The following is a 25,746-nucleotide window of genomic DNA, read 5'->3' as shown; positions in this document are numbered from 1 at the left end:
CATTACTTATAGCTATCCACTGAAAAAGGCATTCTCCAAACGGAAAATGCCCTTGCTTACGCAAAGTCAAACTCTTTCGCTCTGAGGCGAAATTTTCGAAAGAGAAATACTGGAAATACGATCTGTTGTACTCTAACCATTATAAGTTTTGTACAGAGAAAAAGCAAACTCCATCTTTTACTTATTTTGAATACGGACCTTTCTTTCCTTGTTCCAGCTTTTCCATTGTTTGCTGTAAACGTTTTCTCTTCGTTTCTTCCCGCTTGGCACTTGTAATCCACTGAATGTATTCTTTTTTGTACGTGTACGATAATGATTGGAAAAACAGCTTTGCGTCCTCTTTTTGATTGAGTAAATCTTCTAATTCCGTTGGCATTTCCAACTCCCTGTTCTCAGTTTTCTCAGAAATTGTCTTTTTTACACCAATTGAAGACTTACGAGTCACAGAAATTTGTTCAGCAGGACGAAAGCGAAGCGCAGACCATGTTTCATCGATAGAAATAAGGGACACTCCTTCCCAGCCGGCTTGCATAACTAATTCCCATCCTGCATCGCGGTTAATATCCGTTTTAATTTTCCCGCTTTTCTTTGGATACGAAATCCACAGCAGCTTATCGTACGCGGCGGCTGCAATTGCTGCAGGCGCCCATTTTTCCAGTTCTGCTATACTGGATACAAACAGATGCACAAAGTTATATTTATCTTGTTTTGATTCTGTATGTACTTCTGTTTCTCCCAGCAATGCTCTTATATCATCTAAATATTCGGACGGGGCCTGCAGAATGAGAATCGGCTCGTCCTCCGGAATGCGAAGTTTTTTGATGACAGCTTCGTACATATGATACGCTCCTTTTCGCAGAAAACGGTAAGACCGTAAAAGGCCTTACCGTTTGTGTTATCTTATCAAAGAAATGACGTCTTCAAGCTTCGTTCCGCGGGATGCTTTGACAAGCACAACATCCTCTTTAGACGCGATAGCTTTTAAATCTTTCGCAAGCGCTTCTTTATCGGTATACGCTTTTACATGGCCAGCCGCAAAATTCTCTCCTGCGCCGCGCGCGATATGGACACCAAGTTCTCCGTATGCAAATACATAATCCGCTGTTTCCGAGTTGATATCCTGTCCCACTTCATAATGGAACTGTATTTCCTGATCGCCAAGCTCCAGCATGTCGCCTAAAACAACAATTTTCTTTCCGTATCCGTTTAAATCCTTCATAAAAGCAAGTGCCGCTCTCATGGAAGTCGGGCTTGCATTATAAGCATCATTGATGATAGTCAGCCCGCCTGCAGTCTTTTCCACTTCCATGCGCATGCGTGTCATTTCCAGCTCTGCCAGACCTGTTCTCATTTGTTCCCACGATACGCCGAAAAACTCTGCAACAGCCATACATGCCAAGGAGTTATATACATTATGCTTTCCTAATGCAGCTAAGAAGAAGGAACCAGGTGCGCGATTGATTGTGAATTCTGTTCCTGTTGCTTTCATCTCAATATGGGTCGGATGATAGTCATTTTCGAAAGCATCTCCGAACGTGACAACTTTCGCAGCTATATTCATTTTGCTTACTCTGTTTGTTAACAGCGATTCATCTCCGTTATAGACAAACAAACCGTCTTCCTGCAAACCTGTCACAATTTCCAGCTTCGCTTGCGCAATGCCGTCACGCGAACCGAGCTCCATTAAATGAGATTCACCAATGTTGGTAATAATAGCTGCGTCCGGGCGGGCAAGCTTGGAGAGAAATTCAATTTCCCCGAAACCCGACATTCCCATCTCCAGCACTGCCATTTCCGTGTCTTCTTTCAGACGCAAAATTGTAAGCGGCATACCTATATGGTTGTTAAAATTACCTTCTGTTTTTTGCACCTTGAATTTTTCAGCCAGAATGCTCGTCAAAATATCCTTTGTTGACGTTTTGCCGTTGCTTCCCGTTACGCCGATTACCTTTACGTTCAACTGATTGCGATAGCTTTGCGCGAATTGCTGTAATGCTTGCAATGTATCTTCAACGAAGATGACAGGCATATCAGCAGGCGGGTTTGGCATGTCACGCTTCCAAAGCGTTGCCGCAGCGCCATTGCTCAATGCACTCGACACAAAAGAATGACCGTCAAAGCGTTCGCCTTGAATCGGCACATACAAGTTTCCTCGTTCCACCTTGCGTGAATCAATAGATACACCATGTATACATACGTCGTTCCATTTTTCATCTAAGCCTGTGCCGTTCACCATTTGCTGTACTTCTGACAAAGTTCGTCTGATCATACGAATCTCCCCTTACACGGAAGAAACACTATTCACCTGAATAGTGCTTCTCCTCTTGTTAGATTGTGTACTTGATTTGCTGCTTTTCTTCGTGGCGCTGAATCGCTAAATGAACTAGCTTTTTAATTAATTCCGGATAAGATACGCCAGAATGCTGCCATAAGAGCGGGAACATGCTGAATGGCGTAAAGCCAGGCATTGTGTTTACCTCATTAATATACACTTGACCATCCTTCGTTAAGAAAAAGTCTGCTCTTGTTAATCCGGCACCGTCTAATGATTTGAATGCGCGAATTGCATATTCACGAATCATTTCATATTCTTGTTCTGTTACTTCTGTAGGTATAATTAGAGCTGTATCTCCATCCATATATTTAGCCTTGTAGTCATAAAATTCCTTTTTCGGTACGATTTCGCCGACTACAGAGCATTGCGGTTCATCGTTGCCTAATACGCCGATTTCAATTTCACGGCCTGTGATATTTTCTTCGATAATAATTTTACGATCGAATTGGAATGCTTCTTCAAATGCCGCTTCTAGTTCTTCGCGGTTTTTACATTTGCTGATCCCTACACTTGAACCTAAGTTTGCAGGTTTTACGAAGCACGGATACCCTAGTGCCTCTTCTACCTTTTCGTAAGCAGCTGTACGATCTTTTTCCCATTCACGGCGAATGAACCATACGTAATTCGCTTGCGGAAGACCCGCCTGCGCAAAAATATTTTTCATTACAACCTTATCCATGCCTGCTGCAGAAGCCAGCACGCCGTTTCCGACATAAGGAATGTTCATCAGTTCAAGCATCCCTTGTACTGTACCGTCTTCTCCGTTTGGCCCATGCAGAAGTGGGAATACGACATCCACTGTTTCTTCTTGCGCACCGGCCGGCACCATTTCGCTGCTTAATGTAATAGGAGAAATGGCATTTTCGCCTGCTGTCATTTGAAGGGCTTTAATATCTGTTACTTCACCTTCAAGACGCTCGCCTTTTACCCATTGTCCTTGCTCTGTAATATAAATTGGATACACATCGAATGCTTCGCGGTCTAATGCTTTGATAACAGCTAGAGCCGTTTGCAGAGAAACTTGGTGCTCCGCTGATTTTCCTCCGTATAGTAAACCTAGCTTTGTTTTCATGTAAGAAACCACCTTACTCATTTTTTTCATCTTTCTATTGTAGCACTTTTTATAAAAATGCACAGGGACTGTTTGCAAGTAAAGCGAATATATCCTTATTTTTCTAGTTATTTACCTAATTATATGTAAGATTGAATTGTTGCGTTCCAACCTATGAGCTTTGCTGTAACGCATGCTCCGCGCGATGTTCAACAAGGCGGTCCATTGATGCATATACGATTCCTGCAATCAAGCAGCCGACTTGAACCAAAGAATCTACCTTATCCTTTAAGTACAGTGCAAAGAACGGCATTAGCATCATCATCGCAATGCCATTGAGCGTCTCTCCAAAGAAACGGATCCAAACATTCCGATCCATTGCCTTTAGTTCTTGAAATGTGTTTTTCATGTAATCCCCCCGTTTTTCTCTCTTACGATAGAAAACTGATCCATTTTATTACAAATTTAGAATGTTTTTATAAATAAAAAAAGGCACTTCTTCCGGCAAATCGCTAGGATTCACCAAAAGAAGCACCTCCTTAAATCCAGCTGTACATATATTGTGTATCCTCTAAATCCTGCGCATGCTGTACAATTTTCAGCGGACGAAATGTATCAATCATAACAGCCAGCTCAATGGTTTCTTTCTTGCCTATGCTCGCTTCCACTTTACCTGGATGCGGTCCATGCGGGATACCGCTTGGATGAAGGGTGATAGATTCTTCCTCCACGCCTTTGCGGCTCATGAAATTGCCTTCTACATAGTACAGCATCTCGTCGCTGTTGACGTTACTGTGGTAGTACGGAGCCGGAATCGCCTCCGGATGGTAATCATATAAACGCGGCACGAAGGAGCACACGACAAAGTTATGTCCTTCAAACGTCTGATGAACCGGCGGCGGCTGATGAATGCGGCCGGTAATCGGTTCGAAATCTTCAATATTGAATATCCATGGATATAAATACCCGTCCCATCCTGCAACGTCGAGCGGGTGGTGCTGCAGCACATGCTTATGAAGAGCGCCTCGCGATTTTGTCAAAACGGTGAATTCTCCCTTTTCATTGTGCGTTTTCAGCACTTCCGGACCCCGGATGTCGCGCTCACAAAACGGACTGTGCTCCAAGAGCTGCCCATATTCATTGCGGTAGCGGCGCGGCGTTGTAATTTGACTGTTGGCCTCTACTACTAAGAACTTAGAATCGCCTTCATCAGGCAGCACACGGTAAATGGTACCGATTGGAATGACTACATAATCTCCGCTTCGATAGGAAATCGTGCCGAACATCGTTTCAATTTTTCCGCTCCCATGATGGATGAACAGCATTTCATCCCCGTTACCATTTCGATAAAAGTCATTCATGTTCTCTGTCGGATTCACTACTCCTATCAACAAATCCTCATTTCCTAAAAGAAAATGTCTCCCGTTCACGGCATCTCCTGTTTCTCTATATGCTTTCGTCCGAAAATGACGATGTGAAAGCTCTTTGTTTTCTTCAAACTCTACCTTGCAGGAGCTTGCAATAGAAGCTTTTGCAACCGCAGTCGGCATATGGTGGTGATACAAAATCGACTGCGTTCCCGAAAAGCCCTTTGTTCCCATTACCTGCTCACGGTAAAGCGTTCCGTCCTCCTTGCGAAACTGCACGTGTCTCTTACGAGGAAGTTCTCCCATACGACGGTAATACATCTTCATCCCCCGTTTCTTCTCTCACCGCATTCCGCAGTACGCCAAGACCTGTCACTTCGAGCTCTACCGTATCTCCAGGCTGCAGCCAGCACCCGGTTCCGTGCTCTAGTATGCAGCCCGTTCCTACTGTGCCTGAGCCAATCACATCTCCGGGATAGAGCGTGACATTTGCTGACGCACGTTCAATCATTTCGGCAAATGTATAGTGGATATCCTTAAAATTTCCTTGTGACAGCAATTCTCCGTTCACACGTGCTGTCATCTTTAAGTCATATCGCTGCCCATGGCGGTATGATTCCAATTCATCTTTCGTTACAATATACGGGCCGATTGAGGTAGCAAAATCTTTTCCTTTGGCCGGTCCTAATCCTACTTTCATTTCCTGCACCTGCAAATCGCGTGCGCTCCAATCATTTAAAATACAGTATCCGAAAATATACTCGTCCGCTTCTTTACGAGAAATATTTCTTCCTTCTTTTCCAATGATACAAGCGATCTCCAGTTCATAATCGAGCTTTTGCGAGCCTTTTGGACGCGACACGGAATCATTCGGTCCGATAACAGCACGATGATTCGTAAAATAAAATACCGGCACCTCATACCATTCCGGCACAACCGGAAGGCCGCGATGACCGCGCGCCGTTTTTACATGCTGTTCAAAAGCGTAAAAATCTCGAATGCTTCCTGGATTCGGAAGCGGAGCACAGAACGAAACCTCCGATAAGCCGTGTATCCCCTTCATCGGAAGCGACATCCCGCGGATGACCTCCATATATTCCTCGGCATGCTCAAGAAAATCGAGCATGCGAGAAGGCAAGCGGCCGCTGCTTGCAATGTTCATATCTATAATTTGCTCTCCCTCGATCCATCCCGACCTCATGTCTCCTGAAGAAGTACGAAACGTTACAAACTTCATACTAACCTCTCCTTTACAAATTGCCGCGGCGCTCTTGCTCGCGCTCAATTGCTTCAAAAAGCGCTTTAAAATTTCCTTCTCCAAATCCTCTGGAGCCCTTGCGTTGAATAATTTCAATAAACAACGTCGGACGGTCTACGATCGGCTTTGTGAAAATTTGCAGTAAGTAGCCCTCATCATCGCGGTCCACTAAAACCTTCAATTCCTTCAGCTTTTCAATTTCTTCATCAATTGTTCCCACACGCTCTGTCAGCTTTTCATAATAAGATGCAGGCGTTTCTAAGAACTCCACACCGTTTGCGCGAAGAGCGGATACCGTTTTAATAATGTCGTTTGTCAGAAACGCCAAGTGCTGAACCCCTGCACCGTTATAAAATTCCAGGTATTCTTGAATTTGAGATTTGCGCTTTCCTTCCGCCGGCTCATTGATTGGGAATTTGATACGGCTTCCGTTTGTCATAACTTTGGACATTAACGCAGAATATTCTGTGCTGATAGCGTCATCATCAAAGTGAATCATTTGTTTGAAGCCCATTACGTTTTCGTAATAGCTCACCCACTCTTCCATATTCTCTACGTTTCCTACCACATGGTCCACGCCAATCAAGCCTGTTTCCTCAAACGGAACAGATAGTTCGATAGGCTTGTAGCCAGGCATAAATGTGCCTTTATAGTTTTTGCGCTCTACTAAAGTATGGATCGTATCGCCGTATGTACCGATAACAGCTTTCTTTAATGTGCCGTTTTCATCAGATAATTCCACCGGCGGCTCGATTGCAATAGCGCCGCGATTTACAGCTTCCGTATATGCTTTTTCTAAATCATCTACAAGAAGAGCAACATCTTTTACACCGTCTCCATGCTTTTTTACAAACTCAGAGATACGATGATTTTCACAAAGCGCTCCTGATAAAACAAGGCGCAAATTCTTTTGTACAAGCACATAAGATACTCGCTCGCGATGTCCTGTCTCTAACCCTGAATATGCTACAGGACGGAATCCAAATGCCTTTATAAAATAGTGGCATGCTTGCTTGGCATTTCCTACATACATTTCTAAATAATCCACATCACGAACTGGAAAGAAATCCTCTGTTTGCTTCATTGCAGCATCTACAGATTTTTTTTTCATCATCTCATCCTGGTTAATTTAAAATGTATAAAAACATCTTAAACCAACCAGTCCTCCCCTCTCATTTTGTTTTTTAGAACCAATATATGTTTTGCAACAGTCTTTATGACAGAAAGCGCTTACATTTACAGCATGAAAGAAAGCCAGATTTCTCTGACACCCCTCCTTTTTTCAAATCATTCAAAATGGCAGACAGCTACAAATTAAAGGGTTCTGTCTTTTTCGCTAAAGTCCTTCTTAAATTTCATAAAAAAATTCGACACACGAAAAGCGGAGCTGGCTCACTTAAACTAAGCTATATATAACTGACTAATTTCTTCAACATTTCACGCTGCATCTCTCAACTTGCACCGTTTACTATCCAACTTGGACCATTTACTATCCGAAATGATGCATTTACTATCCAAATTCACACATTTACTATCCAAACTTCAACTGTATGCTGAATCTATAAGTCAATTACATATATACTTTCTTAATTCTACAAAAAAATCCTGACGCAAATTTGCATCAGGACTTACTATTACTCTATAATTTCAAACGTTTCTACAATCTCAATGCTGTCTTTTACCGACTGTACCATAGAGCAATTCTTAGCAGTCAAATGCATGACCTTTTCCATTTGCTCCCTCGTTACTCCTCTTGCACGGATAATAAAGTGCAGAGCGATTTTCGTAATGCGGTTCGCTTCCTTTTCATTCCGCTCAACTTCTGCTTGAATCGTGATATCTTCATACGCGATGCGCTTTTTATCTAAAATCGTACGCATGACGCCGCCGCTGCAAACAGCAATCGAAGCTGTCATAAGCTGATACGGGCGAAAGCCGAAATCGCTGTTGCCTGCCACTTGCAATTCCCCATATTCTGTTTCTGTTCTAAAACCGACTTCCTGCATTTTAAAAATCATTTAATTTCCCCCCTGATTCATTTGTTGGTCTATATATAAGTGAATTATCATTTCGATATTTCCATGTGCTATGTGCAACCAAGAGGGAGTATGGTATGCTTCTTCTCTCTCATTTACCCTTGCATGAACCACTCCAAAGGTTTGACCGCTTCTGCACGTCTTTTAATCTCTCCCTACTATAAAAAGATGGGTTTTTTTATTCACTTGTATATATAACTTTCCCCTCTATTATTTTGAGTCTCTCCAAGTTAAAAAGCAACTATCTTTCAAAAAATTGGATATATAAAACCTAAGAAAATCGAATAAAAAAGCGGCGGATTTCGCCGCCGCTATCTTACCATTTTAGCTCCTTTCCAATTTCCGAATAGATAGTACAAAACGTTGCATGTCACCGCAATCGTAAAACTGACTGGAAAGCTCCACCATAGGGCATCTAAGCCAAACGTTTTGCCAAGATAGTAAGCAAGCGGCGTCCGGACAACCCACAGAGCGATGAAAGTAATCAATAACGGAATCATCACCGCACCGGTAGAACGAACAACGCCTGACACGACAAACATAACACCGAACAGGATGAAGGACCAGAGCGTTACATTGTTAATATGAATACCGATATCAACCGCATTTCCTGTCGCAGGAAGGAACAACAGCAGCGCCTCACGGTTGAATATATGAATCAGTCCGACAAGAGCGCCTGTCAGCAATACGTTAAATGCGACACCTATCAAAGTAATACGGTGCACACGGCCCCATTTTCCTGCTCCTACATTTTGCGCTGCCATTGAAGTAACAGCACCGCCTATCGCCATCGCAGGCATTTGTACGTAGTTCGAGAGCTGGGAAGCTGCCCCGAATGCCGCTGTCGCTTCTGAACCGAATGTATTAATAATATTGAATAATCCAAGTGCACTGGAGGAAACAACAATCATCTGCAGCCCCATTGGAATGCCTTTTTGAACAAGGATTTTTATAATGCCCCAATCCACGCGCAGAAAATGCATTTCATTTTTTGTAATGCGCAGGAAATACTCTTTACGATACAGATAGATTATTAAGGCAATCAAGCTTACAAATTGCGCGATGAACGTAGCCAGTGCAGAACCGGATATACCGAGCTCCGGGAATGGTCCTAATCCGAAAATAAAAACCGGATTCAGTCCGATATCCAAAGCAACTGACAAAATAAGAAAATAAAACGGTGTTTTGGAATCACCGGAACCGCGCAAAATAGTCATGACATAGTTATATACGAACATAAATGGAACACCCGCAAATAGGATGCGTGTATATGCGACTGCAAGATCCTTCGCATCAGCAGGCGTATTCATCCAATCTAAAATCGTTGAAGAGAATACAAGACCAATCAGTGCCACCACCAATGAAAGAGACGCGAAAAACACCGCACTTGTTCCGACCACTCGCTTTGCATCGGGTACGTTTTGCGCACCCACCTTCTGCCCGACAAGAATGGTTGCAGCCATTCCGATGCCGAAGATGGAGCTTAATAAGAAAAACAAAATAATGTTGGCGTTAGACGTTGCGGCCAGCGCCTGCTCTCCCAAGAACTTTCCGACCCAAATGGAATTGATAGAACCGTTTAAAGATTGCAGCACGTTCCCTAAAAGAATTGGCAGCGAAAAGAAAAACAGCGTTTTTGCAATCGGTCCTTCCGTTAAAACGGGACGTTGCTTCGCTTTTGCTTGTTCCATTAGATTTCCTCCTTTTCTATTTTTCCTAACATGCCCGAGAGCACGAAAATAGTCTTTCCTTCCTCTCAAGAATACATATATGTATCATCGTTAAAATAGTTATAATATGCAAATAATCTGCCGCCCCTTCATAAGAAAGCGGATACATATGTCATTTGTGCACAAATGGTTACAGAGCGCCAACAGTCATGTATGATAGAAGCTAAGGAGCGTGATTGAAGTGAAATTAATTGCAATTGATATGGATGGCACCTTATTGTCTGAGGAACTGGAAATCTCCGAGCAAAATTTAGCAGCAATCCGGCAGACACAAGAAGAGGGACATGTCGTTATGATTTGTTCCGGTCGAGCGAAGAGCGATATTCTTCAATTTTTAGACCGTTATGATTTGAATTGCCCAATTGGCGCGAGCAATGGGTCTGTTGTATATGTGGAAGGTGCTGTACTTCAGGCTGCATATGTGCCAAAACAAACTGTTTTTACACTTTCCGATCTATTAGAAAAAGGCGCTTTTCCATATAAGCTATATACAAACAAGGGAATCTTCGTACCGAGAGACTGGAAAGAGAAGGTCATTAAGGCGTTTGAAGGCGGCACTTCTCATACGCATTCCTTTACATTGGAAGAAATTGAACGCATAACAGAGCGTCAGCTAAAATCTAACATTATTCAGTTTTATGATGATATAGAAGAATTGCTTGCAGATAACATTGAAGTAGAAAAATTCTTCATCTTAACATTACATGAACAAAAGCGGGAGCAATTGCTTGCAAATATGCAGCAGCAGCCCGGCATTATGATCACCGCTTCAGCTCCTACCAATCTGGAGGTCATGCATGAAAACGGCCATAAAGGAAACGGGCTGCGGGCGATGGCTCAGCATTTCGGTATTCCTTTAGAAAATACAATTGCTATGGGCGATAACTTTAATGATGTACCAATGCTGCAAACGGCTGGATTTTCCATTGCCATGGGCAATGCGGAAGAAAAAGTGAAAGAAATATGCGATGCTGTTACACTGTCCAATAACGAAAGCGGCGTGGCGCATGCATTGAAAACATATGTGCTCCAAAAAACAGAACAACGATAATGCGGAAATCTCCTGATCCAATCAGGGGATTTTTCAGCTTTGTTCCGTCAAAATAAACGGACCGTTGTTTGTAATAGCTATCGTATGTTCATATTGTGCCGACAAAGCGCCATCCTTCGTCCGCGCCGTCCAGCCGTTATCATCCCTCTTAGAAAGCCACGTGCCAATGTTAATCATCGGCTCAATCGTAATGACCATACCGGGCTTTAACCGAATCCCCTTACCTGGCAAACCGTAGTGAGGGATATGCGGATCCTCATGAATAGACGGGCCGATGCCGTGTCCGGTAAACTCCCGTACAACAGAATAGCCTTCTGATTCTGCATAAAATTGAATCGCGTGGCCGATATCGCCAATGCGGCTTCCAGCAACCGCTTGCTTAATTCCTTTATATAGTGCTTGCTTTGTGACATGGAGCAAGCGGGATGCCTCCTCCGAGATTGTTCCGACTCCGTAGCTCCAAGCAGAATCCGCAAGAGCGCCGTTCAGATTTACTACCATATCGATGGTCACAATATCTCCTTCTTGCAGGGGAGATTTGCGCGGAAACCCATGACAGATTTCATCGTTAATAGAAGCACACGTAGCGTATTTGTATCCTTGGTATCCTTTTTGCTCTGGCTTGGCGCCGTGCTTTTGTAAAAATTTCTCCACAAATACATCGATCTCCATTGTTGTAATTCCGGGCTGGATGAGACCGGCTATTTTCCGGTGGCAAGCAGCCAGCAGCTTCCCTGCTTCATGCATCAATGCTATCTCTCGTGCCGTCTTAATCGTAATCATTTGAACATCTCCCTTAGCGAAATATACTTCTATCTTTCTCCGGACACGCATAACATAGTAGCAAAATACAATGACTGGAGGATTATATGGAAGATTTATTCTCTTATGTAATCAGTTATGTGTTCCTTATACTATTCGTGATAGGCGCGCTGCTTTTATTTCCTTTCTTTCCAAGGCTTGCGCTGCTTCTCACTATTATATGTATGTTTGGCGTTTCTATTGTGATTTCCCTTCTCCCGGAAAAACAAAAAGAAAACGGAGTCGAGCAGATGAAAGCTTAGACTCCGTTTTCTTTTCATTCATATCGAATTTTTGTTAATCCAACCGCAAAGAAAACCGCCGCAAACACTGCCAATATACCTGCATACGCCACAATATCTCCGGCTGCCCCGCCGCGTGCAATCAATTCAGTGAATCCGCGCATCGCCCATGTTTGCGGTACAAAATCTGCAATACGCTGCATAAAGAGCGGTTCAATTTCAATCGGCCAGTATACCCCGGCGATCATGCAAGTAGAAATTACTACAATATTTCCTAAAGAAGATTGCTGTTCAGCTGTTTTTACAATTCCTGCGATGAACAGGGCAAGGCCTACAACAGCAAGCAACAGCGCAGATACTAATAATATAATTCCAAATATGTTCCCCCACTGTACGTCAAACAGCTGATGGGTAAACAGCATTAACGCTCCAAACTGAATCCAGCCCAGAATGAAGAAGGATAAGATATAACCTCCGAGTATTTGCGCTTTTGAAGCCGGCATGGACATCATGCGGTACCATACGCCGTTTTTTCGCGCTTCCAAAATGGCTCCTGTTGCCGTCATCATCACAATCATCACAAACATGATAGAAAATCCAGCAGAACGAGCAGATAGATTGCTCATATTTGTCTTGGCTTTTGCTTTTGTGATCGTTTCCTTATTCAGCATCACAGGCTTTGCCGATGCCTGCGATAGCTTTTCATACATCCCTTCCCACGGCTCTCCGCTATAGCTGCTCCAGGACTGGGACGCTTTTACTTCTGTTTTTATAGTTGTCAGTGCATTGTTTAACGCTTGCCGAACGGTTGCATTGGATGTGAATTCAGGAATATGCTGAAATACAACATCCTTTTCGTTTCCTTCTGTTATCCCGCTTTGAAATTCTTTTGGAATGATGACTGCCGCAGCTACCTTTTTATTTTTCAGCTGTTCTTTTGCATCCTCCTTAGAGACAAGAGAAACATCTAGCAATTTATTCCCTTTTACCGTTTCATAGTAAGATGCTGACAGTACAGATTGATCTTCATCCACTACAAGCAGCTTAATTTTGTTATCGCCCGAGTCGCCCAGCAAATTTCCGAATAAAAGTGTGAACACAAGCGGAAGCAGAAACATCACCAGATAGCTGCGCGGCTTCCGCAGCAAACGCTGCAGCTCAAATGAACAAATAGCCCATATTTTTTTCACTGTTTTCTCCTCCTTATTTCACCCGTAAACGCCATGTACCAAGCAATAACGCAGCCGCGCCTATAGCCAACAGCACAGTAAGAGCCGGCAGCAGATTTTGCCAAGATGTCCCGCCCATAATATCCAGAAAACTCATGAGCGCCCATTTGTTCGGTGCAATGTTTGCGATTTGCTTCATCGTATCTGAGAAAACATAGACAGGAAGCATGGAGCCACCAAGCAGCGCCAGCAGCTGAATACCAACCCCGCTTATCACTTCAGCTGTTTTCTCACTGCGGATCATTGCAGCGAGCGCCATGGATAAACCAGACACGCAAACCGCGTACGCCAGCCCGACAACCGCCGTTTGAGCAATATTATCGCCCCAGTCCACACCGAATCCATAGCGCGTAGCAGCTAAGAAAATCGCAAACTGCACAATCGAAAACAAGAGTGTTCCGAGAAACTTTCCAACGAGAATCGATAATGCACTTGTCGGTGTACTCAAAAGCCGTGCCAATGTTTCAGTCGCCCGTTCCGTTACAATCATTTTCGCTCCTATTGTCGCGTTAAATAAGAGAAACATGACGCCCATTCCGGCTGCATAGTACTGCATGGAAGTTACTACCTTCTTCCCTACAGCCTCTTCCTTCACACTTGTATTTTGTAAAGAAGCTATGTCTTGCAATTGCTTGCTGATATCCTTTGCAGCCTCTCCCATATTCACTTTGCCTGTCATGACCGGAGTAGATTTCGCCAAATCATTTATGGCTGTATTCGCAGAAACAGAAATAGTTTTCACGCGTTCTAAAAAAGAAGACATAACAGACTCAATAATTGTCGACTGCAAGCTTTTACCCGGGTCTGTTATGAGGGATGCTTCCTTCAGCTCGCCCTCCTTCAGCTTTTCGCTCCACTGCGATGGAATGACCAAACCGACGTCTGCTTTTCCGTCTTTGATCATACTCTCAAGCTCTGTTCGTGAAGAAGCTTCCTTCACGGTAATAAAATCGCGCAGTTCCTCTCCTTGTAATACATCCTTTCGAAAGTCGTTTGCTAAGGCGTCGCTGTCTTCCTGATAATAGCCGACTGTTGTTTTCGGCATATCATCGCTGCCCATCGTTTTGGCAAGTGCTGTTCCTAAAATAGCAGTCAAAAGAAGCGGCATGAGAATCATCGTCATAAACCCGCGGCGATCAGTAAAACGGATTGTAAAGTCCTTCCATGCGATAATGAGGCTTTTCATTCTTCTTTCCCCCTTAATCCCGCAGCGAGCGCCCGGTTAATTGTAAGAATAACGCTTCCAGGTTCGGTTCTTTAACTTCTAGTGCCAACACTTGCACATGGTGCTGTACAGTACAAGCTACAATATCACCGATTGCTTTTTCTTCTGTCACAAATATATCAGCGCTTCCTTCCTCCGGGTTTGTTACGACCCGTTCTACTTTTTCCAGCGCTTTTAATGCGCTCACAAAATCTCCGCTAAGCTTACTTGCTTTTATTTTAATTACTGTACCGTTTGCCAAGCGATTGCATAAATCTGTTTTCGTGCCAAGAGCAATCAGTTTACCATGATCCACAATCGCAATTCGTTTGCACAAATACTCTACTTCCTCCATGTAGTGACTCGTATAAATGACTGTCATGCCATTTTCGTTCAAATTCTTCACGGTTTCTAAAATATGATTGCGTGATTGCGGATCGATGCCGACTGTCGGCTCATCCATGATTAAAAGCTCCGGCTTATGCATCAGCGCTGCTCCAATATTCACGCGGCGCTTCATGCCGCCTGAAAATGTCTCGACCTTATCCTTGGCGCGCTCCTTCAGCCCTACATAGTCCAGCACTTCATCCGCACGCCGCTTCGCTTCCTTGCCGCTTAATCCGTACATCTTACCCCAAAAAATCAAGTTATCCTTGGCGCTCATTGTCGGATACAAGGCAATATCCTGCGGTACAACCCCGATTTTGCGCTTCACTTCCATAGGCGATGCTTTTACGGAAATACCTCCAACCTGTACATCTCCGTTATCATACGGCATAAGACCGCAAATCATAGAAATGGTAGTAGACTTACCAGCTCCGTTCGGTCCAAGCAGCCCGAATGATTCTCCTTTTTCAATAGAAAATGAAACACCTTTCACCACTTCTTTTTTGCCAAACGATTTTTTTATATCGTGAACGACTAGCATGTGAACACGCTCCCTCATTGAGATTTCTCTTTCATTGTATGGAATTTGGCGTTTCCTTCCATCTCACTTCCGATAGAAATGGAAGCACGAAAAAAGCAGCCAAAACGGCTGCTTTTCCTTCGCTGCTATGCCAAAAGTCATATGTACTCCGTGATACCATACCGCACCGCAAAAATAGCGGCTTGTGTACGATCGCGAAGCTCCAGCTTGCTGATTAAATTGGAAACATGATTTTTCACCGTTCCTTCAGTAATATACAGCTTCTCTGCAATTTCTTTATTGCTTAAGCCGTACCCCAGCTCCCGCAGCACCTCCGACTCCCGTTCTGTCAGCTGTCCCATTACGCCGGGGATACTCTTTTTCTCGGCCTCTATCACCTTTGTTTTCTTTAATTCCTGCAGAATCTGCACAGTAACGTCCTGAGGAAGCACCACACCGCCTGCATGCACAGTCAAAATCGCCTGCACGATGATGTCTGTAGACATATCCTTTAATAAATAACCGCTTGCCCCCTGTTCCAGCGCATCAAAAATAAGTTCACTATCTTTAAAGGTTGTCAGCATTAACACTTTTACATTCGGCATGTGCTCCCTGAGAAGACTCGTCCCCTCTACCCCGTTCGTTCCAGGCATCCGTATATCCATCAAAACAATGTCCGGCTGGAGCTGCTTTGCTTTTTCCAGCGCTTCCAAGCCGTCCCCTGCCGTACCCGCAACTTCTATTTCCGCCCGAAGATTCAGCAGCATAGCCAGACCATCCCGCACAAGCGGTTGATCATCTACAATCATTACGCGTATCATAATGCACCCCCAATGAGCCATTTCTTTTCCTGCAGCGGAAAGTCCGCCTGTATTTGAAAGCCATGCCCTTCTTTGCTTGCGAAGGTAACGTTTCCCCCATGCTCTTCTACGCGTTCCTTCATATTAATAAGCCCAAAGCCCGGAGCTACTTTTTCTGTTCCTTTTCCGTTATCGCAGATAGAGATGACCGCCTTTTGTTCGTTGCATATAAACTCAACTTCACAAGCTTGTGCCCTCCCGTGGCGCTTCGCATTCGTAAGGGATTCCTGTACGACTCTCGCTATAGTAGGATGCAGCGAAACAGGGATGACCATGGGATCCCCTTTCAATCGGAATGAAACCTCAACACCTGTCGCTTTCGCAAAGTCTTCTAAGATAGTTCGAATGACAGATATAAGTGTATAATCCTCTGCATCCTCTTCCTTTAAGGTGCGTACAGAAAGCCGGAGCTCTTGAAGGGAATTGCGCGCCAGTTCCGTACATGTTCGCAAGGTTTGTGCTGCTTGCGGCGAGCCTTGCTTGAACAATTCCTGGGTGAGCTGCAGCTGCACAAGGAGTGCGGTCATATTATGACCGACCGTATCATGGATATCACGGGCGATGCGATTCCGCTCCCTGATTGCCGTCAGCGTCTCAACCTCTTTCGCATATATGTGAAGCTGTCCATGGGCATCCTTCAGCGCATTATGGGATTCATTCAGCTTGCTGTACTGCTCATCGACTTTGATTCGCGCCTGCAGCAGCTTTCGAATCAACCCGCCTACCAGTACTTCAAAAATAATGAAGGTAAAATTGATAAGGTTATCCAACACGTCTAAAACACCTAGTTGTGCATACGTATACGTGATGATGCTCATCCATAGACAAACGAACAGCGCCGAAAAGAGAAACAATGTTTTTTTGTTATCCGTGCACATAAAGAGTGTGATAGCCTCTACCCCAAATAAAATGAGATACAGCGTAGAAGGAGGGAACAGGAAGCCGAAGCCGGTAATCAGCACGAAATCTATGCCGACAAATACAAAAAACCATCTTTGTCCCCAAGGAGATAACATAACAAGGAAGTGGCTGGCCATAAACACCGCAACGGCCATTCCGATGAAAAGCTTTTCGTGTACATGAGACGCAGTCGAATAATAAACGAGCGGAATAAACATCATCATAAAAAGCCGGGTAACCTTGAGCATCCGCATACCTCCGTTTCTCATTAAGTATATATAAATCCCTCTACTACGATTCTTGTTTCTTTCTCTCATTCCTTCTTTATTTAACATGTGAGGACTCCCCAAAGCATATATTCTGACATACAGGTTCATGGGAGGGAATATTTATGTTAATTTGTAGGATTAACAAAACTCCTATCGTCTTTGTACCGGGGTTATTTGGTTCCATGAGCGATTTCATAATCCCCGGTACTGGTAACTGGAGCTTTGGAATTGCTGGAATGGCGTATGAACCATTTATTCTAATATTAGAAAGTATAGGATATCAGCGAAATCTAAATCTTTTTATTTGCTTTTATGATTGGAGTCAAAGAATTACCCAGTCTGCACAGAATTACTTAGTAGAAAAAATAAAGGAGGCAAAATTGAAAACAGGTTCCAACAAAGTGAATTTAGTTTGTCATAGTATGGGAGGTTTGGTCGCACGATCCTACGTTCAAAGTGAATCTTATCTCCATGATGTTGATAAAATAATCCTATTATGTACACCTAATGCTGGATCTGCCCCAAATTATAGTTTTTGGACAGGAGGAGAACTACCTGTAAATCTATCACCAAAAATTAACTTTGTCTATTACTATATGGACATGTATATTCAGTATTTAAGTAAACGTTATAAACTGGGGAAAATCGAGGCTATCCATACCCACTTCAAAGGATTGCAAGACGTTATACCCAGCGAAAATTATGGTAACTACTTAATCATGGAAAACGGGAATTCAAGGGAATTTGTACCTTATCAAACTATGAAGACAAAAAATAAGTTCCTTGATCAACTAAATAAACATAGAGACATCATAAAGAAAAGGAACATCGACGTCACGCTAATTGCAGGCGTTGAAGAAGAAACAATTCTATACTTACAAGTCATCCCGTCTAAATCCTCTACGATGTGGGTGGATGGGAAAGTAGTCGGGGCATGCAACACCAAGTTGGGTGATGGAAATGTCGTATTAAATAGTGCTTTTATTTTAGATGGGGAAAAATATATGTTACAAGGAACCCATATAGGCATCTTATATAAAAGTGAAGCCATTTTAAGAAAAAAACTTCAATGTTAGTTTTTGGTTGAAGCTGCTTGTAATGTATTCATCTCTACTTTATGTTTCATTTACACTATATAAGTCCACTTTGTTATTCCGACATATCTATCGTTTGCCGCATAGAACAAAAGGGAAACTGCGCTCGCTCCCTCTCTATGTTTTACCCCTGCAAGGGCCACGAAAAGAGTTTGACCGCTTCTACGCTTAGCTGGATGCTCTCTCCCCCCCTAAAAGAAAAGTTTTTATGCCGATTTTTTTAGTGGCATTTATATATGTAACTTTGTTATTAGAAAAACAAGACTAATAATTCCAAGTACACATCCTGCGAATAAAAAGTAGACAAGTGCCTCCCAAGCTTCCCAAGCAACATTTCTCATATGCCTTAAGCTCTTTTGGAAGCTGAAAATTTGTTTTCAGTATGAAATACTTTCACTCGTTGTATATTATAAATAGTTCACAAGAACCTACCAAAAAAGGATGTGATAGCATGTTTAATGTTATGGATGCTGCACCATGTTACACTTTCCTCTCGTTTCGATCCAGATTACATTTGGATTACATATTCGTTAGCCAAGATATACATGTTGCTTCTGTAGAAGTTATAGAAAGAATCCCTTCAGCATCAGATCATTTACCATTAAAAGCAACATTACTATTCAACGGGTAACTGATATGAAAATAGACTGGAAAAAACAATGTTTTCTTAGTATATGGATGAAATGGGAAAAATTATTTCAGACGTTTTTTCATCTTAAACCCCTTGATGAGAAAAATCACTTCTTATATACGAGGGTACGCGCCTATCGAGGGAAAACCATCCAACTGGCAGATGGAGAAAAGATCCGAAAAGGAGATTGTATTGTTGAACTTCATCTAAATAATGCATTGCTTTTTAAAATGAGAACAGAAACTCGTTCCTCGGTAAGGCTCGCTGTCCAAATGATTCGAGCAACCGAACAATCGTTACCCAAAATTTTGCCGTTCCTCCTTACCCATTCAAGCTATCAAAATGTAAAAGGGGTATATGGAGTCTCTTTGCTGCATCGCGGAGCGGAACAGTTTGGTTTTACTGTGATGGATTTACCGAAAGGAATATTTTCCCTTTGCACTAGAATATATTTGCGAACCCTGCTCCTCATTGTTCATCCCCAAGGAAAACAAAGATTACAATTTAAAACACATCTTCTTACCCCAAAGATTATTGCGATTTCGACAAGGGAATTGACACGAAGATATCCAATTGAAAGCTCATTAAAAAGGGAGAAGGAAAATGATTGAACTCCCCACCACTTAGCTACGCTTGAAGTGGGGATTCCTGCGAACACCAAACTATCGTTCAGTTTCTTAGCAGGCTCTACCCATACCACGGTGAAAGCTAATGTTTGTACATTGAACCGGGCACACTCCCTACTCACCGAGCTTCGCCCTTCACGCTCTTTGAGGAAGGGGTATTCTCGGCTAAAAATGATAAAGAGAGGTCGAACTCCGTAGCGAGACCTCTCTTTGTCACTTTTATAAGGTGCTGAATAGTTACCAATTTCAATTGTTTCACCAGAACCTTCTCATGTTTTAGCTAGATGAGTAGACATCGGAACTGATATAGCGTTCTTTTATAATTTGGCGATGATGAAGTTCGTGGCCAGCAATAATACTTACAAGTGCACGGACGGTAACTTCAGAGTTGTTAGCGGTTCCTCGTCGTAACCAAGCTTCTAGATCCAAACTCTTAAGCAGGTGCAAGGTAGATTGGCGAACAACAGCCAAATTTTCAAGGAGGTCTTGCATGGACTGTTTATCAAATGAGGCTCTAAGAACATACATTTTGTCGTCATAACCAGGAAGCGACACAGTCTCTCCTCGGGCAATGCAAAGAAGTCGATACCCCATAATACGCTCGGTATCTGCAATATGGCCAATAACTTCTTTTAAACTCCATTTATCAGGAGCGTATCGGAACTGACCCTGTGCATCAGAAGTGTCCTTAAGCAAAATGATAGTTTCCTTAATTTGCTGGTTTAAAATATGTAATATATCTCCATCTGGTACTAAGTTCACATACGTTGAATAATATGGGGCATATTCACTTATTTCCGGCCGCTTCTGCATATTTTTCATCCCTTTTTAATTGTATTTTCGCAGATATAAAACTGATAAAAATAGCCTTTCATCTGGATTTTGCCTCTGTCTGATTTGACCTACCAGCTTTTCTGGAATATCCATTCAGTATATTAACTTTTTCTACACATAATAGAAACTTCCTTCTTCAATTAAACAGCCAATTAGTTCAATAAGAAATGAAAAAACCCTGAATTAAAAAATGGGATTTCCGGTCAATCTTTTTTATAAATGGTTTAACTTTATTTCAAACGGTTCATCCTTATTTTAACTCTATAGCATCTGTTTAGATACAAAAAAGTTGGAAATCAAATTGCAAGAAAGCATTAACTCCGAACGGAACATACGTGTCAGTTGAAGGGCAGGGAATAGCAAAGGTACGTACTGAAGATTTAATTTTCCTCAAAGAGCTTATTGAGACAGGGAAGATAAAATCGGTAATAGATAAACGCTATCCGCTGGAACAAATTCCCGAGGCTCATAGGTATGTAGAAAAAGGACACAAAAAGGGAAATGTAGTAATAACTTTGGATCATCATAACAAAACCTAACAAAGCTTTGCACTCGACCGCTATTCGCTGCGCTTCATAGCGCCAGATGAGCTTGGTCGTTATGTGTTCAATAATCTATTTCTCAACTTCAGATGTTCTTCTTTTAGACATAAAAACACCCCTTTAGACAATCATATCTAAAGGGGTAAAGCATCCGACTTTATGTTAAATCAACAACTACTTTAATTGTTTCTTTCGCTGCAATGGCTGTATTAAATGCTTCTTGGATATCATCTAACTTATATACTTGTGTAACCATTGTGGCGATAGGCGTTTTCTTTTTATTCATATGATCAATTACTTTTAAAATATCTTCATGCGTATAGCCACTTGCACCAACAATCTGGCCCAATTCATAAAAAAGACGCTGTTCTTATTACAGAAACGCGCCCGATTGCTGAATATGGAAAATGTGAAAAAGCTACAAAAATGGCACCTCAGCTATTTTACTAAAGCACCTAGTTAAAGAAAGTATAAAGAATTTAAAGTATTACACCTGAAAAATCCCCTTTTAATACTTCTTTTTCATTCTGATTTTTACATAAAAAGGATGCCATAATAGCTGTTCTATTATTTTCTTGCCTTTCGTATTTTTCAATTTTAACTTCACAAATTATTGTATCCCCGGTAAACACAGGTCTTAAAAACTCGAAATTCATAGTACGAGCCAGTACGTTATGATCTCCACCTACTTTTGTTGGTAGAGTTGCCGTTAATAACCCTTGAACGACAAGTCTTCCCTGTTCATCTGGGGTTATATGATGAATCCCTTCATCACCTGAAATCTCTGTAAATAATTCAACATCCCTTACTGTAAAAGTCCGTTCAAACGTAATTATATCTCCTGCTATTAATGGCATATAAATCTCCCTCCTGAAGGTTTTATACTGTACGGCCAACAATAATCCGAATATTAAAGCGATTCAGAGCGGCATTCAACTATCTTTCTCCCTTAGTAAAAAAGAGACTATTGCTATCAAGCGGAATTCAACAGTTTTCCGTTTACTTCCCACTTCTTTTTTATGTGAGAATATCTTCAGGTTTCCAATCTTTCGGCTTTATGTTCTTATTCATCCATGAAAATAATACTGGATTTTTTCATAAGCTATTCCTCTTTTTTTGCTATGTGAAAAGGTCCAAAAAACTCCTCCTCAATTTAAATGTGACATATATTCAAATGCTGTTGTTCCATATACGCTTTTAAAGTGTTTATTTAAATGGGGTAAATCAACAAAACCACATTCAGCTACTGCTGAATAAATATCTCCATTTTTTTCTATTAACTGCTTTGCACGTTCTATCTTGCAGTTAAGAAAGTATTGGTATGGTGAAATGCCAGTATGAGCCTTGAATAATCGGATAAACTGAAATTTCGATAAATCAAGCTCTTTACATACCTCGTCAAGTTTAAGTACATTTTCTAAGTTGGTATGAAGCATATCCTTTGCTTTTCTAATTAGAGCGTTATCTTTCTTATAGTCTGTAGAAAGATTAGTTTGAATAAGGCTATCTGTGAGGGATAAGAGTAATTCACTGCACAAAGCCTCATCTTTTTCGCTTAATATTGCATTAGAAAGACTTAATATTCTTTGTTCAAGTCTATAATCATACACAATAGGGTTTGAAAAACGTACGATATCCTTTTTCTCAATAACCTCTAAAAGCAATTGTGGCTCAATATATAACATCACATAATCAAGGCCTGTCTTATCATGTGCCATTCCGTCATGTGCCTGTTCTGGATTAAAAAGCATAACGCCATTTTGATATGATAATTGAAAACTGCCATCCAAGTTATATTGTTGAATACCACGCAATGTTACACCTATTGCATACTCCTTGTGAGAGTGCTTTTTATACGTAAAATCAGTAATACTTGCTGACAACGCAGTAATACCTGCCGATTTTTTATAGATAAATTTATCCATTTAATTCACCTCTTAATTAGCTTACCTACATCCATATCATGATTGCAGCATAAACTAAAAACAATGTCATCATTACATTCACAATCTTTTTATGCTTCTGTAAAAACTCCTTGAAGATCGTACCGAAAAGTACCCATGTGATAAATGCTAAAAATCCAATAACAGTTATAGCTATAACACTTATTGTAACCGTAGGAATTGAGACATAGTAGGGCATAATATAGGTAGGAATTACAGTCATTGTAAATACTACCACCTTTGGATTTAAGAACTGCGTAAGGAAGCCTGACATAAACGTACCAGTTTGGTTTACAGTTGGTTTTGATGTATCCATTTTGTAAACTTGATAAGCGAGATAGAGCATATAAAAGCTTCCGATTATCTGCATAACAATTAAAATTTGGGGTATTATCGTTACAAGTATCGTATTCAACATAGCAGAAATAACAAGTAATAAACCAAAAGCAATCGTTGCTCCATACGTATATTCTATTGCCTTTTTTGTCCCAGAATTATGCACCGTAGATAATATGACGATATTAGTAGGTCCTGGTGTAAAAGTAACAATAAAACAGTATAGTAAAAAAGATGTAATATTCATGAGGAAAACTCCTTTCAAGGTATTCTCATGTAATCATACATCTTAAAATTAAATGGCATATAGTATATTATTGCAGGGTTATTCTATAAAGTTAACTCTACAAATTTTGGGTGTTGATACGTCAAAACCCTGATTTCCTTACGCTAAGCAGGAAACCAGGGTCTTTTTACGTCCGTAGTGGACGAAGTGAAGGAGAAGCTGCTGCTGTCCCTTCCCGGATAGAGTGTGCTAACCGGAGCACAACGTCATAATTCTCCTGAATGAATTTTATGTGAATCCTGCCTTTTAGCAAGTTGTAATTACCTTCATTACTTACCTCCATAAAGTCCTTTCAGTTCCTCTTCCTTCATCGTAAAAGAATGTTTCTCTTCAGGAAAACGTTTATTCTTCACATCAGCAGTATAAGCTTGAATTGATTCCAATATAAACGGATTCACTGAACGGTATTGTTTGACAAATTTAGGGACCCGCTCAACACCATAGCCTAAAATATCATGATAGACAAGAACTTGGCTATCCACATCCAATCCAGCACCGATTCCAATCACTGGAATCGAAAGGGCTTTGGTTACTTCTTCTGCAAGTTGTCTTGGAACACATTCCAAAAGAAGCGCAAATGCCCCTGCCGCTTCACATTTCATAGCATCTTCCAGCAATTTTTTAGCGGCTGACGCATCTTTTCCCTGCACCTTATATCCGCCTAAAACTCCGACGGATTGCGGTGTCAGCCCAAGGTGGGAGCAGACAGGAATTCCTGCCCTTGTCAGGGCGGCGATATGTTCGATGACTTCATCGGCACCTTCCAGCTTCACAGCATGGGCACCGGCTTCTTGAATTAATCTCCCGGCATTGATTAAAGTATCTCTAACAGATAAATGATAGGTTAAAAACGGCATATCCGTAATAATAAATGTATCCTTTGCTCCTCGTTTAACAGCTTTCGTGTGATGAATCATGTCTTCGAGTGTAACTGGGATTGTTGAATCGTAACCCAGAACCACCATTCCAAGCGAATCCCCAACCAAAATTACGTCAACGCCCCCCTGCTCTGCAAGTTTTGCAGAAGGATAGTCATAGGCTGTTAACATGACAATCTTTTCATTGCTTTGCTTCATTTTCAAGAAATCTGTAGTTTGTTTCATCATATTCCCTCCTTTAATTAGGGGAGAGGTTAAACAATTCGAAGAGCAAATAAAAAGATCCTTCTGAAGGCAGAGGATCTAAAGTACTCTTTTACATGTTCCATCCCTCTGTCCCGGTCCGGCAATCGGATCTAGGCAGAAACCTTTTAATTTGTGTAAGCTACTATCAAGGTGCAGTTCCCGCAGATACTGCCCAAGCAAATTATACATCTTAAAATTAAATGGCATATAGTATATTATTGCAGGATTATATAAAGCTTCTGTAAAGTTATTGGAATATCACAATATTGTAAACCGTAAAGTTTATGCACAAATTCCCCCAAAAGGACAAATCTTTACTACATATACAGAAGAACTAAACCGAGAAGTAGTACGTTTAAAGTTAGAGGAGACTGGTCCTATCGCCAGCTTCGTATGGAGGTCTTATTCCATTAAATGGCCCTTTTCTGGAACAATTTTATTGACATTAAACATCTAATTTTTGATTTTTGGTTTCCAATTTGGCTCATTTTCTTTTAGATATTTTACTAATGTATTCATAATTTTTTTACCAATATCCATTCCTCGATAACTTGGATGAACTATTACATCTTGAATATAAAAATAAATAGCTCCATCTCCTACAATTCTCCCCATTCCTATGACTTTATCACTACTCTTAACTGTGACGGCAAAAATAGAATTTTCTAATGATATTTCGGCAACATTAAAATTTATATGATTGTCCAAACCGACAACTGAGCATAAATATTTGTATTCATCTAATGTTGGGGTCTTATTCAAAATTTCATACTGTCTTTCCAGAATTTCTCCCCCTTAAAAACAATTCATTACTTCTATACAACGAAAATCATCTTTCTTCGTTTATTGTACAAATTTACTCCTCCTCAAAAGCTCTTTATATAGCATATTAAAAGCTTGTCTAAATTATCATCACTAAAATATAAGAAAAAAGAGTTGTATATTCCATTCATGTTCAGTTTACATAACATATCATTATTGGAAGTTCCTTATCCCCACCATCCCGTCCACCTTTTGATTCAACAATTCCGGCATTGTTCAATGACTGCATAACTCTGCGCATAAAGGTAGCATGCGAATCGACTTGACT

At 41.5% G+C, this 25,746-nt stretch carries 24 protein-coding genes and 5 pseudogenes; 5 read left to right on the top strand and 24 right to left on the bottom strand.

The features are described from left to right. Nucleotides 1-181 precede the first annotated feature (181 nt). The 9 genes and pseudogenes from H540_RS29760 to H540_RS0114350 form a co-directional block, all read right to left on the bottom strand. Entirely contained in the window at nucleotides 182-838 is a 657-nt protein-coding gene (locus H540_RS29760) for a YdeI/OmpD-associated family protein (RefSeq protein WP_051317116.1), read from the bottom strand. 57 nt (nucleotides 839-895) lie between these two features. After that, nucleotides 896-2,269: a UDP-N-acetylmuramoyl-tripeptide--D-alanyl-D-alanine ligase gene (locus H540_RS0114385; protein WP_028401271.1), complete on the bottom strand. Its 1,374-nt coding sequence runs from the start codon at nucleotides 2,267-2,269 to the stop codon at nucleotides 896-898. A gap of 58 nt (nucleotides 2,270-2,327) precedes the next feature. Continuing rightward, nucleotides 2,328-3,407, bottom strand: a complete 1,080-nt coding sequence (locus H540_RS0114380) for a D-alanine--D-alanine ligase (protein ID WP_034671042.1) — start codon at nucleotides 3,405-3,407, stop codon at nucleotides 2,328-2,330. 223 nt (nucleotides 3,408-3,630) lie between these two features. Further along, nucleotides 3,631-3,795: pseudogene (locus H540_RS0114375) on the bottom strand (MDR family MFS transporter); the annotation flags it as partial. Nucleotides 3,796-3,925: 130 nt separating this feature from the next. Further along, complete coding sequence (locus H540_RS0114370) at nucleotides 3,926-5,074, bottom strand: homogentisate 1,2-dioxygenase (protein WP_028401268.1); 1,149 nt, start codon at nucleotides 5,072-5,074, stop codon at nucleotides 3,926-3,928. Beyond that, nucleotides 5,040-5,990: a fumarylacetoacetate hydrolase family protein gene (locus H540_RS0114365; protein ID WP_028401267.1), complete on the bottom strand. Its 951-nt coding sequence runs from the start codon at nucleotides 5,988-5,990 to the stop codon at nucleotides 5,040-5,042. The genes H540_RS0114370 and H540_RS0114365 overlap by 35 nt, the downstream gene beginning before the upstream one ends. A 13-nt stretch (nucleotides 5,991-6,003) precedes the next feature. Then, nucleotides 6,004-7,122, bottom strand: a complete 1,119-nt coding sequence (gene hppD / locus H540_RS0114360; RefSeq protein ID WP_028401266.1) for a 4-hydroxyphenylpyruvate dioxygenase — start codon at nucleotides 7,120-7,122, stop codon at nucleotides 6,004-6,006. Between the two features lie 523 nt (nucleotides 7,123-7,645). After that, complete coding sequence (locus tag H540_RS0114355) at nucleotides 7,646-8,029, bottom strand: OsmC family protein (protein WP_028401265.1); 384 nt, start codon at nucleotides 8,027-8,029, stop codon at nucleotides 7,646-7,648. A 329-nt stretch (nucleotides 8,030-8,358) separates the two neighbouring features. Beyond that, nucleotides 8,359-9,738, bottom strand: a complete 1,380-nt coding sequence (locus H540_RS0114350; RefSeq protein WP_028401264.1) for an MATE family efflux transporter — start codon at nucleotides 9,736-9,738, stop codon at nucleotides 8,359-8,361. 220 nt (nucleotides 9,739-9,958) lie between these two features. Here H540_RS0114350 and H540_RS0114345 point away from each other — a divergent pair, with 220 nt between their 5' ends. Next, nucleotides 9,959-10,828, top strand: a complete 870-nt coding sequence (locus H540_RS0114345; protein WP_028401263.1) for a Cof-type HAD-IIB family hydrolase — start codon at nucleotides 9,959-9,961, stop codon at nucleotides 10,826-10,828. A 33-nt stretch (nucleotides 10,829-10,861) separates the two neighbouring features. On the opposite strand, the gene map is transcribed toward H540_RS0114345, so the two are convergent. Then, entirely contained in the window at nucleotides 10,862-11,611 is a 750-nt protein-coding gene (gene map / locus H540_RS0114340) for a type I methionyl aminopeptidase (protein ID WP_028401262.1), read from the bottom strand. Between the two features lie 86 nt (nucleotides 11,612-11,697). Between map and H540_RS0114335 the strand changes: the two genes are divergently transcribed. Next, entirely contained in the window at nucleotides 11,698-11,892 is a 195-nt protein-coding gene (locus tag H540_RS0114335; RefSeq protein ID WP_028401261.1) for a hypothetical protein, read from the top strand. Nucleotides 11,893-11,906: 14 nt separating this feature from the next. Here the strand turns inward: H540_RS0114335 and H540_RS0114330 are convergent, their stop codons facing one another. The 5 genes from H540_RS0114330 to H540_RS0114310 form a co-directional block, all read right to left on the bottom strand. After that, nucleotides 11,907-13,061, bottom strand: a complete 1,155-nt coding sequence (locus H540_RS0114330; protein WP_028401260.1) for an ABC transporter permease — start codon at nucleotides 13,059-13,061, stop codon at nucleotides 11,907-11,909. Nucleotides 13,062-13,074: 13 nt separating this feature from the next. Continuing rightward, nucleotides 13,075-14,286, bottom strand: a complete 1,212-nt coding sequence (locus tag H540_RS0114325; RefSeq protein WP_028401259.1) for an ABC transporter permease — start codon at nucleotides 14,284-14,286, stop codon at nucleotides 13,075-13,077. A gap of 13 nt (nucleotides 14,287-14,299) precedes the next feature. After that, nucleotides 14,300-15,232: an ABC transporter ATP-binding protein gene (locus H540_RS0114320; protein WP_028401258.1), complete on the bottom strand. Its 933-nt coding sequence runs from the start codon at nucleotides 15,230-15,232 to the stop codon at nucleotides 14,300-14,302. A gap of 137 nt (nucleotides 15,233-15,369) precedes the next feature. Next, nucleotides 15,370-16,032 carry a response regulator gene (locus tag H540_RS0114315; RefSeq protein ID WP_028401257.1) on the bottom strand — a complete coding sequence of 221 codons (663 nt, stop codon included), beginning with the start codon at nucleotides 16,030-16,032 and terminating at the stop codon, nucleotides 15,370-15,372. Beyond that, nucleotides 16,029-17,219, bottom strand: coding sequence for a sensor histidine kinase (locus H540_RS0114310; RefSeq protein WP_028401256.1), 1,191 nt, complete (start codon nucleotides 17,217-17,219; stop codon nucleotides 16,029-16,031). Before H540_RS0114310 ends, H540_RS0114315 begins: the two co-directional genes overlap by 4 nt. Nucleotides 17,220-17,362: 143 nt before the next feature. On the opposite strand from H540_RS0114310, the gene H540_RS0114305 reads away from it, so the two are divergent. Beyond that, the gene (locus tag H540_RS0114305; RefSeq protein ID WP_034671041.1) at nucleotides 17,363-18,316 is read left to right on the top strand and encodes a PGAP1-like alpha/beta domain-containing protein; all 954 of its coding nucleotides are present in this window, start codon (nucleotides 17,363-17,365) and stop codon (nucleotides 18,314-18,316) included. 654 nt (nucleotides 18,317-18,970) lie between these two features. Then, nucleotides 18,971-19,576: a YkoP family protein gene (locus tag H540_RS29755; protein WP_051317115.1), complete on the top strand. Its 606-nt coding sequence runs from the start codon at nucleotides 18,971-18,973 to the stop codon at nucleotides 19,574-19,576. Between the two features lie 291 nt (nucleotides 19,577-19,867). Here the strand turns inward: H540_RS29755 and H540_RS0114295 are convergent, their stop codons facing one another. Beyond that, a complete protein-coding gene (locus H540_RS0114295) occupies nucleotides 19,868-20,404 on the bottom strand; it encodes a DinB family protein (protein ID WP_028401254.1) in 537 nt (178 codons plus the stop codon). Between the two features lie 314 nt (nucleotides 20,405-20,718). On the opposite strand from H540_RS0114295, the pseudogene H540_RS0114290 reads away from it, so the two are divergent. Beyond that, a pseudogene (locus tag H540_RS0114290) lies at nucleotides 20,719-20,964 on the top strand (zinc-binding dehydrogenase); the annotation flags it as partial. 160 nt (nucleotides 20,965-21,124) lie between these two features. Here the strand turns inward: H540_RS0114290 and H540_RS0114285 are convergent. The 8 genes and pseudogenes from H540_RS0114285 to H540_RS32140 form a co-directional block, all read right to left on the bottom strand. Further along, on the bottom strand, nucleotides 21,125-21,316 hold the full coding sequence (locus tag H540_RS0114285; protein WP_028401252.1) for a hypothetical protein: 192 nt from the start codon (nucleotides 21,314-21,316) through the stop codon (nucleotides 21,125-21,127). A 130-nt stretch (nucleotides 21,317-21,446) separates the two neighbouring features. Next, nucleotides 21,447-21,824 (bottom strand): hotdog domain-containing protein, encoded by a 378-nt coding sequence (locus H540_RS0114280; protein ID WP_028401251.1) that lies wholly within the window; start codon nucleotides 21,822-21,824, stop codon nucleotides 21,447-21,449. Nucleotides 21,825-22,115: 291 nt separating this feature from the next. Next, a complete protein-coding gene (locus H540_RS0114275; RefSeq protein WP_028401250.1) occupies nucleotides 22,116-22,892 on the bottom strand; it encodes an AraC family transcriptional regulator in 777 nt (258 codons plus the stop codon). 25 nt (nucleotides 22,893-22,917) lie between these two features. Then, nucleotides 22,918-23,493 carry a LysE family translocator gene (locus tag H540_RS0114270; protein WP_028401249.1) on the bottom strand — a complete coding sequence of 192 codons (576 nt, stop codon included), beginning with the start codon at nucleotides 23,491-23,493 and terminating at the stop codon, nucleotides 22,918-22,920. Nucleotides 23,494-23,659: 166 nt separating this feature from the next. After that, a pseudogene (locus tag H540_RS35555) lies at nucleotides 23,660-23,785 on the bottom strand (Tn3 family transposase); the annotation flags it as partial. 16 nt (nucleotides 23,786-23,801) lie between these two features. Next, nucleotides 23,802-24,635 (bottom strand): 3-methyl-2-oxobutanoate hydroxymethyltransferase, encoded by an 834-nt coding sequence (gene panB / locus H540_RS0114265; protein WP_028401248.1) that lies wholly within the window; start codon nucleotides 24,633-24,635, stop codon nucleotides 23,802-23,804. A 498-nt stretch (nucleotides 24,636-25,133) separates the two neighbouring features. Further along, nucleotides 25,134-25,439 (bottom strand): annotated as a pseudogene (locus H540_RS29750) (GNAT family N-acetyltransferase); the annotation flags it as partial. Nucleotides 25,440-25,650: 211 nt separating this feature from the next. Further along, nucleotides 25,651-25,746: pseudogene (locus tag H540_RS32140) on the bottom strand (RrF2 family transcriptional regulator); the annotation flags it as partial.

The sequence above is a fragment of the Ectobacillus panaciterrae DSM 19096 genome, from assembly GCF_000430785.1.
Classification (GTDB): domain Bacteria; phylum Bacillota; class Bacilli; order Bacillales; family Bacillaceae_G; genus Ectobacillus; species Ectobacillus panaciterrae.
The sequence above is the reverse complement of the archived record's forward strand: the minus strand, read 5'-3'. Positions and strand labels throughout refer to the sequence as shown.